Source organism: Actinoplanes hulinensis, from assembly GCF_019429605.1.
Lineage (GTDB): Bacteria > Actinomycetota > Actinomycetes > Mycobacteriales > Micromonosporaceae > Actinoplanes > Actinoplanes campanulatus.
On sequence record NZ_JAHXZI010000007.1, the window covers coordinates 93,510 to 108,032 of the forward strand.

The 14,523-nt window shown below is 70.1% G+C and carries 16 protein-coding genes; 9 read left to right on the top strand and 7 right to left on the bottom strand.

The annotated features are described in order from the left end of the window. Nucleotides 1–2 precede the first annotated feature (2 nt). The 3 genes from KZ829_RS14605 (at nucleotide 3) to KZ829_RS14615 (ending at nucleotide 4,190) form a co-directional block, all read left to right on the top strand. Complete coding sequence (locus tag KZ829_RS14605; protein ID WP_220144439.1) at nucleotides 3–584, top strand: TetR family transcriptional regulator; 582 nt, start codon at nucleotides 3–5, stop codon at nucleotides 582–584. 134 nt (nucleotides 585–718) lie between these two features. Beyond that, complete coding sequence (locus KZ829_RS14610) at nucleotides 719–2,590, top strand: sigma-70 family RNA polymerase sigma factor (protein ID WP_246635643.1); 1,872 nt, start codon at nucleotides 719–721, stop codon at nucleotides 2,588–2,590. Between the two features lie 181 nt (nucleotides 2,591–2,771). After that, nucleotides 2,772–4,190, top strand: coding sequence for a pectate lyase family protein (locus KZ829_RS14615; RefSeq protein ID WP_220144440.1), 1,419 nt, complete (start codon nucleotides 2,772–2,774; stop codon nucleotides 4,188–4,190). Nucleotides 4,191–4,238: 48 nt separating this feature from the next. Here KZ829_RS14615 and KZ829_RS14620 read toward each other — a convergent pair whose 3' ends face one another. Both KZ829_RS14620 and KZ829_RS14625 read right to left on the bottom strand, forming a co-directional pair. Beyond that, nucleotides 4,239–5,009 carry an SDR family NAD(P)-dependent oxidoreductase gene (locus tag KZ829_RS14620; RefSeq protein WP_308285485.1) on the bottom strand — a complete coding sequence of 257 codons (771 nt, stop codon included), beginning with the start codon at nucleotides 5,007–5,009 and terminating at the stop codon, nucleotides 4,239–4,241. Nucleotides 5,010–5,046: 37 nt separating this feature from the next. Next, the gene (locus KZ829_RS14625; protein ID WP_220144442.1) at nucleotides 5,047–5,979 is read right to left on the bottom strand and encodes a S41 family peptidase; all 933 of its coding nucleotides are present in this window, start codon (nucleotides 5,977–5,979) and stop codon (nucleotides 5,047–5,049) included. 85 nt (nucleotides 5,980–6,064) lie between these two features. Between KZ829_RS14625 and KZ829_RS14630 the strand changes: the two genes are divergently transcribed. Next, the gene (locus KZ829_RS14630; protein WP_220144443.1) at nucleotides 6,065–6,940 is read left to right on the top strand and encodes a GNAT family N-acetyltransferase; all 876 of its coding nucleotides are present in this window, start codon (nucleotides 6,065–6,067) and stop codon (nucleotides 6,938–6,940) included. Nucleotides 6,941–7,012: 72 nt separating this feature from the next. After that, nucleotides 7,013–7,819, top strand: a complete 807-nt coding sequence (locus KZ829_RS14635; protein ID WP_220144444.1) for a class I SAM-dependent methyltransferase — start codon at nucleotides 7,013–7,015, stop codon at nucleotides 7,817–7,819. Nucleotides 7,820–7,859: 40 nt separating this feature from the next. Here the strand turns inward: KZ829_RS14635 and KZ829_RS14640 are convergent, their stop codons facing one another. After that, nucleotides 7,860–7,946: a ricin-type beta-trefoil lectin domain protein gene (locus KZ829_RS14640; RefSeq protein ID WP_220144696.1), complete on the bottom strand. Its 87-nt coding sequence runs from the start codon at nucleotides 7,944–7,946 to the stop codon at nucleotides 7,860–7,862. Nucleotides 7,947–8,076: 130 nt separating this feature from the next. Here KZ829_RS14640 and KZ829_RS14645 point away from each other — a divergent pair, with 130 nt between their 5' ends. The 4 genes from KZ829_RS14645 (at nucleotide 8,077) to KZ829_RS42955 (ending at nucleotide 10,618) form a co-directional block, all read left to right on the top strand. Then, nucleotides 8,077–8,319, top strand: a complete 243-nt coding sequence (locus KZ829_RS14645; protein WP_308285486.1) for a hypothetical protein — start codon at nucleotides 8,077–8,079, stop codon at nucleotides 8,317–8,319. 128 nt (nucleotides 8,320–8,447) lie between these two features. Continuing rightward, nucleotides 8,448–8,888: an SRPBCC family protein gene (locus tag KZ829_RS14650; protein WP_220144445.1), complete on the top strand. Its 441-nt coding sequence runs from the start codon at nucleotides 8,448–8,450 to the stop codon at nucleotides 8,886–8,888. Between the two features lie 63 nt (nucleotides 8,889–8,951). Continuing rightward, on the top strand, nucleotides 8,952–9,935 hold the full coding sequence (locus KZ829_RS14655; RefSeq protein WP_220144446.1) for an RNA polymerase subunit sigma-70: 984 nt from the start codon (nucleotides 8,952–8,954) through the stop codon (nucleotides 9,933–9,935). Between the two features lie 5 nt (nucleotides 9,936–9,940). Further along, nucleotides 9,941–10,618, top strand: coding sequence for a DUF6069 family protein (locus KZ829_RS42955; RefSeq protein WP_308285487.1), 678 nt, complete (start codon nucleotides 9,941–9,943; stop codon nucleotides 10,616–10,618). Nucleotides 10,619–10,632: 14 nt separating this feature from the next. On the opposite strand, the gene KZ829_RS14665 is transcribed toward KZ829_RS42955, so the two are convergent. The 4 genes from KZ829_RS14665 to KZ829_RS14680 form a co-directional block, all read right to left on the bottom strand. Then, complete coding sequence (locus tag KZ829_RS14665; protein ID WP_220144447.1) at nucleotides 10,633–10,821, bottom strand: hypothetical protein; 189 nt, start codon at nucleotides 10,819–10,821, stop codon at nucleotides 10,633–10,635. Between the two features lie 108 nt (nucleotides 10,822–10,929). After that, complete coding sequence (locus KZ829_RS14670) at nucleotides 10,930–12,387, bottom strand: class I adenylate-forming enzyme family protein (protein ID WP_220144448.1); 1,458 nt, start codon at nucleotides 12,385–12,387, stop codon at nucleotides 10,930–10,932. Then, nucleotides 12,384–13,361 (bottom strand): acyl-CoA dehydrogenase family protein, encoded by a 978-nt coding sequence (locus tag KZ829_RS14675; RefSeq protein WP_220144449.1) that lies wholly within the window; start codon nucleotides 13,359–13,361, stop codon nucleotides 12,384–12,386. The genes KZ829_RS14670 and KZ829_RS14675 overlap by 4 nt, the downstream gene beginning before the upstream one ends. Beyond that, nucleotides 13,358–14,515, bottom strand: coding sequence for an acyl-CoA dehydrogenase family protein (locus tag KZ829_RS14680; RefSeq protein ID WP_220144450.1), 1,158 nt, complete (start codon nucleotides 14,513–14,515; stop codon nucleotides 13,358–13,360). The genes KZ829_RS14675 and KZ829_RS14680 overlap by 4 nt, the downstream gene beginning before the upstream one ends. Nucleotides 14,516–14,523 lie beyond the last annotated feature (8 nt).

The following is a 14,523-nucleotide window of genomic DNA, read 5'->3' on the forward strand; positions in this document are numbered from 1 at the left end:
AATTGGCTCGCACCGTCGGCAGCGACGCGGAGGAGACACGGCGGCGCATCCTCGGCGAGACGACCGCGCTGTTCATCGAACGCGGCTATGCGAGCACGTCGATCCGTGACATCAGTGAGCGCCTGGGCATGACCAAAGGGGCGCTGTACTACCACTTCACCTCGAAGGAAGACCTGCTGCACGCGATCGTGGCGCCCCTGCTGAGCGGCTTGCGCGCCTTCGTCGGCGACGTGCGCGACGCCGGCACGGTCCGGGCCGAACTGGTCCGGGAACTCGTCGACCTGCTCGACACCAACGCTCCCCTGGTGCGGTCGCTGTCCAGCGACCCCGCGGTCAGCCGCAGCAAACTGGAAGGACGTGGGGCGGGCGCCCCCTTCACCGAGCTGGCGCAGATCCTGAGCGGGACCGACGACGGCGACGCGCTGCGTGGCCGCTGCGCCGTGGGCCTCATCTTCGCCAGCGTGATCGGGCCACCCCCGCACAAGGGACTCGACGACAGCCTCACCGGCCGCCGGCTCACCGAGCCGGAGAAGCGATTCGTCACCGCGGCCGCCATGGCGGTGCTCGCGATGCCGGCCCCCTGACCGCTGACCCGCCGCCAGGCCGCCCATGGCGGCGTGGGGCCGTGCTGACGTTCAGCCTCGCCCGAACCGACCGCCCGTAGACCGAAAACGCCGCTGTTTCGGTTATCCCGTGGTCGCCACCGGCACCACTGAGCATGTCCGTCCCCGATCTCGTCCGCGCCGCCCAGAGCGGTGACCGGGCCGCCCTCGAGCGGTTGGTCACCGACCACTTCGACCTCGTCCGAAACGCCGTCGGCCGTGCGCTCGGCGGCCATCCCGACGTCGACGACGTCGTTCAGGAGACCCTGATCCGGGTGATGCGGGACCTGCCCGCACTGCGTGATCCGGACCGGTTCCGCGCCTGGGTGCTGGCGATCGCCCACCGGCAGGTCCGGGTCCATCTGCGGGCGCGGCGCCGGTGGCTCGGGCGACATCGCGGCTCGCCCGGCGATCTGCCCGGCCCCCGCGGCGACTTCGCCTCCGGTACGGTCGCCGAACTGGTACTCACCGCCCAGCGCCGGGAGGTGGCCGAGGCGACCCGCTGGCTCGGCGACGACGACCGGATGCTGCTGGCGCTGTGGTGGCGGGAGGCGGCCGGGGAGATCACCCGGTCCGAGCTGGCCGCGGCACTGGGCACCGGTCCCGGTCACGCCGCGGTCCGGATCAAGCGGGTGCGCGACCGGCTCGACGCGGCCCGGGTGGTGGTCCGGGCGCTGCACGCGGGAGACTGCGCGGCGCTGTCCGCGACGATCGCGGGCTGGGACGGCACGGCCGATCCGCTGTGGCGCAAGCGGCTGATCCGGCACACCCGCGCCTGTACGCGCTGTGGCCCGTACCGGAAAGGTCTGGTCGTTCCGGAACGTCTGCTGTCCGGCCTGGTCGCCGCGCTCGGGGCGGTCTCGGCCAAGATCACCGCGACGGTGAAGCCGGTCAAGCTGGTTGCCGCGGCCACGGCCGCTTCGGTGGTCGCCGCCGGAGCTTTCTCGTACGCCGTACGCACGGAGAAAGTGGAGCCGCTCCAGGAACTCGCCTCCACCATCGTGGTGGCGCCGGACGGCACCGCCGCCGGGGACGGCACCGTGGCGCGGCCCTACACGCTGGCCCGGGCGGTCGAGGCGGTCCGGCCGGGGCAGACGATCGCACTGCGGGGCGGGATCTACCGGCTCGCCGCACCGATCGTCATCACCACCGGCGGGGACGCCCGTAACCGGATCACGCTCACCGGCTACCAGGGCGAGCGGCCGGTGCTGGACGCCGCCGCGCTGCCGGACGACACGTGGGCGGTCACCCATGAGGCCGACTTCTGGACGGTACGCGGGCTGGAGGTCACCGGGTCGCGCAGTCACGCGTACGTCTGCGTCTCCTGCGCGAACAACGTGTTCCAGCGGCTCGCCCTGCACGGCAACGTGCGCGGCGGCCTGACCCTGCGCGACCCGGACACCGTGGCGAACCAGGTGCTGGACAGCGACTTCTTCGACAACGACGGCATCGGGCTGGGCGTGAAGTTCGGTTCCGGCGCCGGCAATCTGGTGCGCGGCAATCGCGCCTACCGCAACGGTGACAACGGTTTCGACCTCGGTGACTTCGCCAGTCCGGTCACGGTGGACACCAATTGGTCGTACGCCAACGGGGTGAGTGGTTTCGCGCTCGGCGGCGGGGATCCGGCGCCCCGGGCGGAGCACGTGGTCCGCAACAACGCCGCGTGGGCGAATCGGCTGCACGGGTTCTCCGACGACGAGAACGCCGCGTTCATGCGCCTGACCGGCAACACGGCCTGGCGCAACCGCGGGACCGGGTTCTCGATGCCGTCCGGCCTCGTGCGCCTGCGGTCGAATGTCGCGGCCGGGAACCATGCCCCCGCCGATCTCACGCCTCGGACCAGCGCCGCGGGCAACAGCTGGCGCCCGGTCTTCCGTTCCACCGACCCGGCTTCGGCCGAGGGGCCGCGCCATGCCGACGGCAGCCTGCCGACCACCTCTTTCCTCGTCAGCCGCACCGGGCTCGGATCCACGATGCGCACGCCGTGAATTGTTTCCCGGAAATCTGTAATCCGGGGCCCTCGGCGTGCACCTACAGGTCATGGGGTCGGCATGTGCGCAGGTCAGAGCAGGTTTATAAGTGAAATCGGATATTTACAAGAGTTAATTGAAGCGGTATCAATGAACCGGTTCAGCATCGCCGTCCCCGCTCCCCTGAGGAGAATCGTTCATGCGCCGGGCACTCCCCCTCTGCTTAGCCGTACCGGCCCTCGTGGTCGGCCTGTTCGCGCTGCCGTCCGAGGCGGCCGTCACGCCGGTCGCCGGCGGCGTCTACACGCTCGCCTCCGGATCCAGCGCCAAATGTGTTCAGGCCGCCGGCACCGCCAACGGCGGACTGCTCACCCAGATCGCCTGCAACACCGCCGCCACCAGCCAGCTCTTCACCGCCGTGGCGCAGAACGGCGCGTTCGGGTTCACCGACAGCGCCAGCGGCAAGTGCGTCGACATCCCCTACTCGGACACCACCGCCGGCGTCCAACTGTGGCAGTGGACGTGCGGCGCCAGCGCCAACCAGACCTGGTCACTGACCGCGTCCACGGCCGCGCCCGGCAAATACCTGATCAAGAGCGCCTCCAACGGGCTCTGTGTCAGCAACAAGGACGGCTCCACCGCCGGCAACAACCCGATCGTGCAGGAGGCCTGCTCCGACATCGCCCGCATGCAGTGGTCGTTCACCGCCGTCGGGACCACGCCCGGGTCGTGGTCGAACACCGCGGACGGCTTCGCGCAGGGCACCACCGGCGGGGCGGGCGGCACCGCCGTCACGGTGACCAACTTCGCCGACCTGGTGAAGTACGCGACGGCGTCGACGGCGCACGTCATCCGCGTGTCCGGGACGATCACGGTGACCCCGTACGGGCACGAGATCCCGGTCACGTCCAACAAGACGATCGTCGGGCTGGGCACCACCGGGCGGATCAAGAACGGCGGCTTCTTCCTCGGTGCCGGCGTCAAGAACGTGATCATCCGGAACCTGACCATCGGCGACACCGCGATGGCGTCCGACGACCCGGACGACAAGGACTTCGACTACGACGGCATTCAGATGGACACCGCGTCGAACGTGTGGATCGACCACAACACGTTCACCAACATCAACGACGGATACATCGACAGCCGCAAGGACAGCACCCACATCACCGTGTCGTGGAACCGGATGGGCGACCACAACAAGACGTTCGGCATCGGCTGGACGACCAACGTGACCGCGCGGATGACGATCCACCACAACTGGATCTACAACTCCAACCAGCGCAACCCCAGCGCGGACAACCTCCAGTACGCGCACCTCTACAACAACTACCTGAACAACGTCACCTCGTACGGGAACTACGCGCGCGGCGCCACCAGGATGGTCATCGAGAACAGCTACTTCGACAAGGTCAACAACCCGTACTACCCGGACACGGCGACCGGCGCCCAGCTGCGCCAGAGCGGTAGCACGGTGGTGAACTCCACCGGCCGCAAGGAGACCTCGGGGTCGGCCTTCACTCCGGGCAGCTTCTACTCCTACACCCTCACCCCGACCGCCGACGTGCCCACCGTGGTCAAGGCCTCCTCCGGCCCCCAGGCAGGCATCGTGATGTGACATCCGGCCGCGCCCCTTCGCCAGGGGCGCGGCCGTTCCGGGTCGCCGCTACCGGCCGAGAACCGCTCCGCCGTTGAGACCGATGATCTGGCCGGTCAGATAGCCGGCGTCGACGGAGGCGATGAAGCGGACCGCGGCCGCCACATCGGACGGCGTCCCCGGCCGCCCGACCAGCGTGTCGGCGACCTTCGCGGCCACGAATTCCGGGGTGTCCTGCCCGCGGAAGATGTCGGTGTCCTGGATGTAGCCGGGGGCCAGGACGTTCACCGTGATGCCGTCCGGGCCGAGCTGCCGGGCCAGCCCCAGAGCCCACCCGTGCAGGGCGGCCTTCGCCGCCGCGTACGAGCCGGCCGAATGCGAACCCGCACCACCCCGTTGGGCCGCCGCCGAACTGATCATGACAAGCCGCCCGCCCGGCCGGCTCAACCGGTCCAGCAGCGCGTTCGTGAGCAGCACCGCGGTGATCAGGTTGATCTCCAGGTCGTGACGCCAGGAGGCGGCCAGCGCGCCGAGCCCCCGATCCGCCGGTGGCGTGATGATGGCGCCCGCGTTGTTCACGAGCACGTCGACCGTGCCCAGTTCGGCGATCCGATCCGCCGCACGCTCAACCTCGGATGGCTCGGTCAGATCCGCCCTGATCGGAATCACGCAAGCCGAGCCGGCCGCCCGATTCATCTCCTCGGCCGTCTGGCGCAGCAGTTCCACCCGCCGGCCGATGATGACCACCCGGTCGCCATCACTCGCGAACGCGCCGGCGATCGCCCGCCCGATCCCCGTCGCACCACCCGACACGACCACCAAACGAGACTCATCGATCACGACGGGCACCCTAACCCGTGCAGGATCATCACCGCTCTCAGCCCAGCGCGGACCGCGCCTCGGCCAGGATCGCGGGCGAGGTGCCGGTCGCCAGGACATGCTGGAGAGCCTGCCGGTAGGCCACGTCGAACGCCTCCGCGGCGGGCACCGGAACATCCGGCTCGACGCCCACGCCCTCCCAGTTGCCGTCGGTGACCGGATTGATCGAACGGGCCACCGGCACAGTGATCTCGAAGGTGGACGTGATCGGGAACGCCTGCGTGGGATGGGCACCGCCCCGTGTCGTTTCACCGATCAGGATCGCACGGCGCTGCGCCTTGAGGTTGTAGCAGATCTCCTCACCGCCGGAGAACGTGGTTCCGCTGGTCAGCAGATACACCGGCCGATCGAGATAGCGCTTGCCGGGCAGCCAGGAATGGCTCCAGTACTGGCGCGTGTGGCCGGTCGCGCCGCTGTGGACGCTGTTGAGGTGGGTCTCCCCGTCGGGAAAGAAGTAGCTGGTCCAGAAGATGGCCCCGTCGGGAGCGCCACCGCGGTTCTTCCGCAGGTCGACGATCAGGGCGTGGGTCTGTGACACCAGCTCCATCGCCGCGGCGATCGCGCGCCCTCCGACCGCCGCGGAGGTCACCGACCGTAGATCCACCAGGCCGATGTTTCCGTCCAGGCGTTCCACCCGGGCGATGCCGTAGTTGGTGAGCCGCAGCTGCTCACGCCACGCCGCCTCCAGCTCGGGCTCGGTGAGGGCCTCGCGCATGCCCTCGGCCCGTACCCGTACCCGAAGGTGTTTGTCCTTGCACACCTCGAACAGCTCGGCGGTCAACCGCTCGCCGAGAGCGTCCTCGTCCAGGCCGTCATACTCGCCGGCCGCCAGCCGGCGACGGATGCCCGCGGCCGCCTCCTGAGCCTTGCCGGGAAAAATGTAGTTGTCGCAGAGCAGCTCGACCGCTCTACCAACGAGATCCATTGACATCCGGCACACGATATCCAAGAGCCCCGATTCGTGGTGGGCGGCGAAACCCGATTGCGCCGTCGCCGTTTTGTGGTTGGGTCGGCGCATGTCGATCGCGATGCGGTTGGTGACGCCGGACTCGTTGGGCGAGGTCGTCGATGCGGTGGCGGGCTGGCAGCGGACCGGCGGGCCGGTCCAGCTTCATCCGGGTGACCTCGGGTGGAACTGGAGCATGGGCGGGCCGGAGTTGGCCGAGGCCGTCCGGGTGTGGACCCGTGACGGGCGGATCCTGGCCGTCGGCATGGCGGACGACGGCCCGGGCTTGATCCGCATGGGCATCGCGCCGAGCTCCGGCGACGACACCATGTTCGCCGCCCGGATACTGGCCGACCTGTCGGATCCGGGGCAGGGCGTGCCGCCCGGGGCTGTCGAGGCTCGCTTCGGCGCCGCCTTTCGAGATCTCCTGGAGCGCAGCGGTTGGACGGCCGACGAACCGTGGACTCCGTTGTCCCGTGATCTGACGGCGCCGGTGCCGGGTCACGGGCTCAGGGTCGAGGTCATCGATGCGCACCAGGTGCGGGATCGGATCGTCCAGGATCGGGTCGCGGTGCAGCGTGCGATGTTCACCGGCTCACGGTTCACCCTGGAGCGCTGGCGCACGATGGCCGCTGCCCCACCGTACCGCCGGGCCCGGTGCCTGGTCGGTTACGACGGCGACGGCGAGGCGGTCGCCACGGTGACGGTGTGGTCGGCCGGCGAAGGGCGGCCGGGTCTGCTCGAACCACTGGGCGTTCACCGGGATCACCGTGGCCGCGGGTACGGCCGTGCCATCACGATGGCCGCGGCCGCCGCGTTGCGGGAGATGGGCTCGTCGAGCGCGACCGTCTGCACCCCGAGCAGCAACCTCGGCGCCGTGGCGACCTACGTCTCGGCCGGCTTCCAGAAGCTCCCGGACGTCACCGACTTCCGCCGCCCGGGCTGACCGCCGGGATGTCCGTGGCCCGCCCCGACGACATCTACGGACGCGTACTCGCCGGGGCGTATCGTCGTTGACGTGGAACTCGTCGGGGTGCAGAAGACCCTCAGCCCCGTCCTCAAGGCCAAGGCGCTGGACAACCGGCTGCCGGCCCCCATCCTCGGTGACGTGCGCGCCGAGCGGGTGATGCGCCGTCTCGACCCCGGCTACGACAAGGGCATATTCGCCGCCAGCCAGCTCGGCCTCGCCGCCGTGGCACGCGCCAAGGTCCTCGACGACTGGGCCCGGGACTTCCTCGCCGATCATCGCGACGCGGTGGTGCTGAACCTCGGCTGCGGCCTCGACGCCCGGGTGTACCGCATCGATCCGCCGGCCACCGTGGAGTGGTATGACCTGGACTATCCCGCCGTCATCGAACTACGAGGGCAACACCTGCCGCCACGCGAACACTGCACCTTGATCGGCTCAGACGTCACCGACCTCACCTGGCTGGAGCGTGTTCCACGCGGCCGGCCGGCACTCGTGATCGCCGAGGGCCTGGTGCCCTACCTGACGGAGGACGACGTCCGGCGGCTGTTGACGAGTGTCGTCGGCGCCTTCCCGACCGGCCGGATGCTGTTCGACACGGTGTCGGTCTCGGCATGGCGCGGTTCGAGATGGGATCCGATCGGACGGAGGTACAACGCCCGGTTCCGGTGCGGTTTCGACGACCCGGCCGCGCTGGCCGACTGGCACCCGCGGTTGCACTATCTCGACGAGGCGCCGATGAACGACTCACCGGTCCTGATGGACAGGGCGCCCGCGACCACGCGTCGCCTGTATCGCCTGCTGAATCTGATTCCAAGCTTCAGGCGGTCCAGCCGCATCCTGCGGTTCCGGTTCTGAGACCTTCGGAGGACACGGGCCGGAGGGAAGCGGTCCCCATCTAGAGCCACTGCTGGTTGGCGCCGCCGTGGCAGTCCCACATGACTACGTTCGCGCCGTTGGCCCGGTTCCAGTTCGCAATATCCAGGCATTTGTTGGTTCAGCTCAGACCTTATTTCCACTGCGTCCGCCCTAGCCGCAGCGTGCGGGGCCACTGCGCGGCGGGTCCGGGCCGGGGAATCACCGCGGCTGGTGTGGGCGGGGGTTAGATTCGGCCGGTGAGCGATACATGGGACGAGGGGTTCGACCCCTCCAGCGGGGCCCGAAACACCCTGCGGTGGGCGTACGAGATGGGCGCGACGACGCTCGGCGAGGCATACGACATGCTTGATCAGTTCGAACTCAGCAACGACGTGCCAGAGGTGCTGGGCCACGACGACACCGTGGACGGTGTACGGGAGGAGTTCGAATTCGGCCTGGAGACCGTCGGGCCCGACACCCTGCTGACGACGCTGCTGTGACGACGGCCCGCCGGCGGCGGAAGAGGGACGACGGCGAGGGCTGTGCCGAGCGGATTCCGCTGACCAGCGCGTAACCGGTCGCTCGTGTGTGTCTGGACGGCTCGGGGTGGGTGTGCTCGGATGAGGGGATGCGATTCGACGTCGAGACGCAGGCCTCGCCCGAGCAGGTGTGGCGGGCCTTCACGGACTTCACCGATCGGCGGCCACGGATCTGGAAGAGCACGCTCGACCCGAAGACGTACAAGGTGCGCGAGCAGGGTGACACCTGGGCGGTCGCTCGGGAGAGCACTCCTGGGTCGCCGTTCTGGGTGGTCGCCCGCTACGACTGGTCCGAGCCCACGGTGATCCGCTGGACCGTGGTCGAGAGCAGCTACGGCGGTGACGGCGACGGGTTCGTCCGGATCGCGCCGGCCGGTGCCGGGGGCAGCCGGGTCCACGCCGAGTGGACCAGCACGCATGCCCGCTCCCAGAGGCTCATGCTCTTCCTGCTGCATCGCGGGCCACTGCACCGGATGATCTCCCGGATGTGGACCACCACCCTCGACCGGTACGCCCGGGAGGGCCGGTGATGAGTTCTCCCGCCCGTACCCGTCATATCTGTGACGGCACACGATGAGCGGGAGGATGACCTCATGGGTACGGACACGCGGCCGGTGGACCTGAACGAGATCGACGAGCCGGCGTTCTCGGGGCTGGCCGAGCGGCATCGGCGGGAGCTGCACGTGCACTGCTACCGGATGCTCGGGTCGTTCGAGGACGCCGAGGACACCGTGCAGGAGACGTTCCTGCGGGCCTGGCGGCGGCGGGAGACCTTCCAGGGGCGGTCGACGTTCCGGGCCTGGCTGTACCGGATCGCCACCAACGCCTGCCTGGACCTGCTCGCCAAGTGCCGGCCGGAACCGGCGACCGGCGGCGAGGTGCTGTGGTTGCAGCCTTACCCGGACCGGCTGCTGGACGAACTGCCCACCGACGGCACCGACGAGCCGGAGACCCTCGCCGTGGCACGGGAGACGATCGAGCTGGCGTACCTGGTCGCCGTCCAGCACCTGGCGCCGCGCCCGCGGGCCGTCCTGATCCTGCGCGACGTGCTCGGCTGGCCGGCCAAGGACGTCGCGGAACTGCTCGGTGACTCGGTCAACTCGGTGAACAGCGCGCTTCAACGGGCCCGTGCCGGCATGCGTGACCATCTGCCGGCGGAACGGCAGGACTGGACCGGCGGTGCGGACGACGCCGCCACCCGCGACCTGGTCCGCCGTTTCACCGCCGCCAGTGTGGCCACTGACATCCCGGCGCTGACCACGATGCTGCGCGACGACGTGCGCTTCTCGATGCCCCCTACCCCGGGCCTGTACGCCGGCCGCGACGCGGTCCTGAACAACTGGATCGAGGGCGGCTTCGAGGGCATGACGGGCCTGCGTGCCGTCCCCACCGCCGTGAACCGGCAGCCCGCCGTCGCCTTCTACCTCTGGAGTGAGCAGGAAGGTGCGTACCTGCCGCTGACGATCGACGTCCTGCGCATCACCGGCGGGGTCGTCACCGAGGTGTTCACCTTCCACAACGACCGGTTCCCGCCGCTCGGGCTGCCGGAGCGCCTGCCGGCGGACGGCATCGAGTAGCCCCGGTGCGGACACTCGCGCTGCGTGGCGGCGCGCGTGTCGTCGTGGTGCCCGCGGAATGGCCGGACGCGTTCGCCGTCGTCACCCGTGGACGGGTGCAGCTGGAGCTGCGCGACGGCGAACCCGGGCCGGTCCTGGGACGCGGCGCCGGGTTCTGGCTGCGCGGCACCGGCGTCCGCGCCCTGCGCAACCCCGGTCGGCGCACCGCGATCGTGCGCGTCGTGACACGGCGATCAGCTCACCCCGTACCCCGAATCTTGGATCTTGGAGGTTGTGAAATGAGCAGCGTGATTCGGACCGGCATCGTCGCCACGCTCGCGGCGGTGGTGGCCACCACTCTCGCGGCCGCGCTCGCCCGGGCGGCCGGCGTCGATTTCGAGATCCCGGACGGCGGCGAGGCGATCCCGCTGGCCGGGTTCGCCACGGTGACCGGTTTCTTCTCGATCGTGGGCGTCGCCATCGCGGTCGCTCTACTGCGGTGGAGCGCCCGCCCCGCCGAACGGTTCGTGTGGACGACCGTGTCGCTGACCGCGATCTCGCTGGTGCCGCCCCTGATCTCCGGAGCGGGCACCGCCACCGTCGTCACCCTCATCGGGCTGCATCTGCTACCGGCGGCGGTGATCATCCCCAGCCTCGCGCGGAGCCTGCGCTCCCGGTCTCAGGTGACAGCGATGTCGGCCTGAGAAGAGCGACGCGGTCACAGGTACAGGTCGACGCCCTTGCCGTCGCTGAGGTTCTGCACCATCTTCATGGGCAGGTCGGAACTGACCATCGCCTGGAGCAGGTCGGCCTGGGCGTTGACCTGCTCCTGCCGGGCCTGCGGGTCTTGCAGTTGGCCTGGTGCGATCATGCTGAACGCGACGGGACCGATGGAGCCTACCGACATGATCACTCCTTGGGGCTGCGGGCAGTTGTGATCGTTGATCGTCCGCGGTCACCCCGGCATGAGGAGAATGGCGATCCGGTCGGGAAACCGCGGACACCTCGATCCCGCTCAACTTCGAGGAGCCAACATTTCGCGTACGGCCTTGCGGTTGATTTTTCCGACGCTGGTGAGGGGGACCGCGTCGAGGACGGTGACCTCGCGGGGGTATTTGTATTTGGCCATCCGCTCGCGGGTGAAGGCGACGAGTTCCGCACCGGTGGCCTGTTGGCCGGGCGCCAACTGGACGACGGCGACCACCTCCTCGCCGCTCTCCGCATCCGGTCTGCCGACGCAGGCCGCGACCTGCACGGCCGGATGTTCGAGCAGCACGTCCTCGACATCGCGGGGGTAGACGTTGAAGCCGCCGCGAATGATCAGGTCCTTCATACGGTCGACGACGTAGAGGTAGCCGTCGTCGTCGAGATGGCCGATGTCACCGGTGTGCAGCCAACCGTCCCGGATGGTCCGCGCGGTCAGGTCCGGGTCGTTCCAGTAGCCGAGCATCACGCCGGGACCGCGGACGCAGATCTCGCCGTCGACGATCGCGACCTCGGCGTGCGGCAGCGGTTTGCCGACGCTGCCGGCACGATGCTCGGTGAGGGTCTCCGCGGACACGACGGCGCTGGTCTCGGTGAGGCCGTAGCCCTGCAGGACGGTCACGCCGAACGCCTTCTCGGCGGTGGCGCGGATGGCGGGCGGCAGGGTGGCGCCGCCCGAGCCGAAGGATCGTAGCGACGACAGGTCGTAGTCGCCGTACGGCTGGGCGAGCAGCATCTGGAGCATCGTGGGCACGACCGGGCTGGATTCGAGGCGGTGCTCGGCGACCAGTTCGAGCCAGCCGACCGGGTCGAACCAGCGTTGCAGCACCGACACGAGCCGCCGTTCGGAGTGCAGGCCGCCGATGACGACGATCAGGCCGTACGCGTGCGACAGCGGCAACGGCAGCAGCGACCTGGTGGTGTTCGCCGACCGGGCGACCTGTTCGAGGGCGCGGCCGTTCTCCCACAGGCCGCGATGGCTGAGCATGACGCCTTTGGCCCGTCCGGTGGTGCCGCCGGTGTAGAGCAGTGCCGCGAGGTCGTCGTCGGCGCGCGGTTCGATCCCGGCGGGTTCCCCGGTTTCGAGGTCGGCGTAGTTGCCGCCGATGACGAACGTCGTGATGTCCAGCCCGTCGGCGGCCCTACCGAACAGTCCGGCCAGCTCCGGGCTGATGATCGCCGCGGTGGCGCCCGAGTCGGTGAGGATGTGCCGCAGCTCCGGCTCGCTCTGCAGGAAGATCACCGGCGTCACCACGGCGCCGGCCCGCCAGATCGCCCGGTAGGAGATGAACACCTCCGGCGTGTTCATCGTCATCACGACCACCCGGTCGCCCGGCCGCACCCCGTGCGCGCGCAGTCCGGCGGCGACCCGGGTGGACCGTTCGTGGATCTCCGTCGAGGTCAGCCACCGGCCCTCGAAGAACAGCGACTCGTAGTGGCCGAGACGCCGGTACGCCTGCTCCGCGAGGACGCCGAGGTGGTGACTCATCGCGCCGCCTCCCCCATCGCGAGCCGCGCGACCTCGTCGAAGGCCGCCACATCGTCACCGAGCAGGAACCGGTCGGTCTTGGCGCGCCGCCAGTACAGGTGGGCGTCGTGTTCCCAGGTGTACCCGATGCCGCCGTGCACCTGGATCACCGTCTCGGCCGCGAGTTCCAGGGTGGTGGCCGCGGCGGCCTTCGCGGCGGCCGCGGCCAGCGGTAGTTCGCCGGGTGCCCGGTCGGCGGCCCAGGCGGCCCACCAGACCAGCGACCGCAGCTGCTCCACCGCGACGTAGACGTCGACGAGCATGTGCTTGACGGCCTGGTAGGAGCCGATCGGGCGGCCGAACGTGTGCCGTTCCTTCGCGTACTCGACGCCCATCTCCAGCAGCCGGGCGGCGGCCCCCAGGCCTTCGGCGGCGAGGATGGTACGGCCGACGCGTTCCGCTCTCCCCCACAGTGGGCGCGCGTCGCGTACCAGATCGGTGGTCTCGCCCAGGGTGACGTCACCGAGACCGCGAGTCGCGTCGATCGGCCGGCGTGCCGTCACCTCGCCCGGCCCGCAGACCAGCGTGCCGTCGCGCAGCGTGAGGAAGGTATCGGCGCCGATCGCGTCGAGAACCGGGCCGTCGTCGATGACCGCGACGGCCAGGCTGCCGTCGGCGAGTCCGGCAAGCCGGTCCGGAAGATTCTCCAGGAGTACGGCGGCGCGCGCGAAGTTCACCAGAGACGGACCCGCGAGCACCCGTCCGGCCTGCTCGGCGACCACGGCGAGCTGGAGGACGGTGCCGCCTCCCCCGCCGGCGCTCTCCGGGATGGTGATCGTCGCGTAACCGCTTTTGATCAGCTCGGCGCGGCCCGGCCGCACACCGGCGCCCTCGTCGAGCGCGGCCCGGGCCGCCGCCGGGGAGGCCGAGCCGGACAGGAAGTCACGGGCGCCGTCGGCGAGGTCGAGGTGCTCCTGATCCAGATCGAAGTTCATCGGATGCTCTCCCTGAACGTGACGCCCTTGTCCGCACGAGGTTCGGCGGGCAGGCCGAGGACCCGCTCGCCGATGATGTTGCGCAGCACCTGGTCGCTGCCGCCGGCGATGGCCATGCCGGGCAGCATCGCCTGCATGTCCTGCCACTCGGCGTCGCCGGTCACCGCGTCCGGGCCGAGCACGCGTACGGCGAGGTCGGTCAGATCCCGCGCCGACCGGGTGCCGCTGAGCTTGCCCGCCGACGCCTCCGGGCCGGGCAGTTCACCGCGGCTCAGCTTCGACAGCTGCCGGTAGCCGGTGTAGCGGGCGCCGAGCGCGGCCACGTACCCCCGGCCGAGTTCCTGACGGGCCAGCACCTGCCGGTCCTCGGGGAGCGCGCCGATGTGCGCGGCGACGTGCCGGGCCACCGCCTCCGGTTTCGGCCCGATCGACGTGCCACCGCCGCCGAGCGACAGCCGCTCGCTCATCAGCGTCGTCAGCGCCACCCGCCAGCCGTCGCCGACGTCGCCGAGCCGCTCGTCGTCGGGGATCCGCACGTCGTCGAAGAACACCTCGTTGAAGTGGGAGTCGCCGTTCATCTGCCGCAGCGGACGGACGGTGACGCCGGGGGCCTTCATGTCGACCACGAACATCGTGAGGCCGCGGTGTTTCGGCACGTCCGGATCGGTACGGGTGAGCAGGATCCCGAAGTCCGCCAGGTGGGCGAGCGTCGTCCACACCTTCTGCCCGCTGACCCGCCAGCCGTCGCCGTCGCGGACCGCCCGCGTGCGCAGGGCGGCCAGGTCGCTGCCGGCCGACGGTTCGCTGAACAGCTGACACCACAGGTCGTCGGCCCGCAACAGCCGTTTGAGGTAGCGCTGTCTCTGCGAGTCGCTGCCGTGCACGATCACGGTCGGCCCGCACATGCCGATGCCGATCAGGTTGATCAGCGGGGGCAGGCCGCGCCGGGCGGTCTCCTGGTCGACGATCGCCTGCTGCATCGGTGTGCCACCGCGTCCGCCGGCCTCGACCGGCCAGGTGACGCCGACGAACCCGGCGTCGTACAGGGTGGCCTGCCAGGCCCGCGCCTGCTCCGGGACGGGCGGGTGCCGCTCCAGGAAGGAGCGCACCTCCGCCCGCCAGGCCGCCTCGTCGGGGGTGTCGTCGAAATCCATCCTCGTCC

Excerpts from the sequence above, each read along its gene's own strand:
- KZ829_RS14610 (WP_246635643.1), top strand. The coding sequence starts at position 719 with ATGTCCGTCCCCGATCTCGTCCGCGCCGCCCAGAGCGGTGACCGGGCC.
- KZ829_RS14615 (WP_220144440.1), top strand. The coding sequence starts at position 2,772 with ATGCGCCGGGCACTCCCCCTCTGCTTAGCCGTACCGGCCCTCGTGGTC.
- KZ829_RS14625 (WP_220144442.1), bottom strand. The coding sequence starts at position 5,979 with ATGTCAATGGATCTCGTTGGTAGAGCGGTCGAGCTGCTCTGCGACAAC.
- KZ829_RS14630 (WP_220144443.1), top strand. The coding sequence starts at position 6,065 with ATGTCGATCGCGATGCGGTTGGTGACGCCGGACTCGTTGGGCGAGGTC.
- KZ829_RS14650 (WP_220144445.1), top strand. The coding sequence starts at position 8,448 with ATGCGATTCGACGTCGAGACGCAGGCCTCGCCCGAGCAGGTGTGGCGG.
- KZ829_RS14655 (WP_220144446.1), top strand. The coding sequence starts at position 8,952 with ATGGGTACGGACACGCGGCCGGTGGACCTGAACGAGATCGACGAGCCG.
- KZ829_RS14665 (WP_220144447.1), bottom strand. The coding sequence starts at position 10,821 with ATGTCGGTAGGCTCCATCGGTCCCGTCGCGTTCAGCATGATCGCACCA.
- KZ829_RS14670 (WP_220144448.1), bottom strand. The coding sequence starts at position 12,387 with ATGAGTCACCACCTCGGCGTCCTCGCGGAGCAGGCGTACCGGCGTCTC.
- KZ829_RS14675 (WP_220144449.1), bottom strand. The coding sequence starts at position 13,361 with ATGAACTTCGATCTGGATCAGGAGCACCTCGACCTCGCCGACGGCGCC.
- KZ829_RS14680 (WP_220144450.1), bottom strand. The coding sequence starts at position 14,515 with ATGGATTTCGACGACACCCCCGACGAGGCGGCCTGGCGGGCGGAGGTG.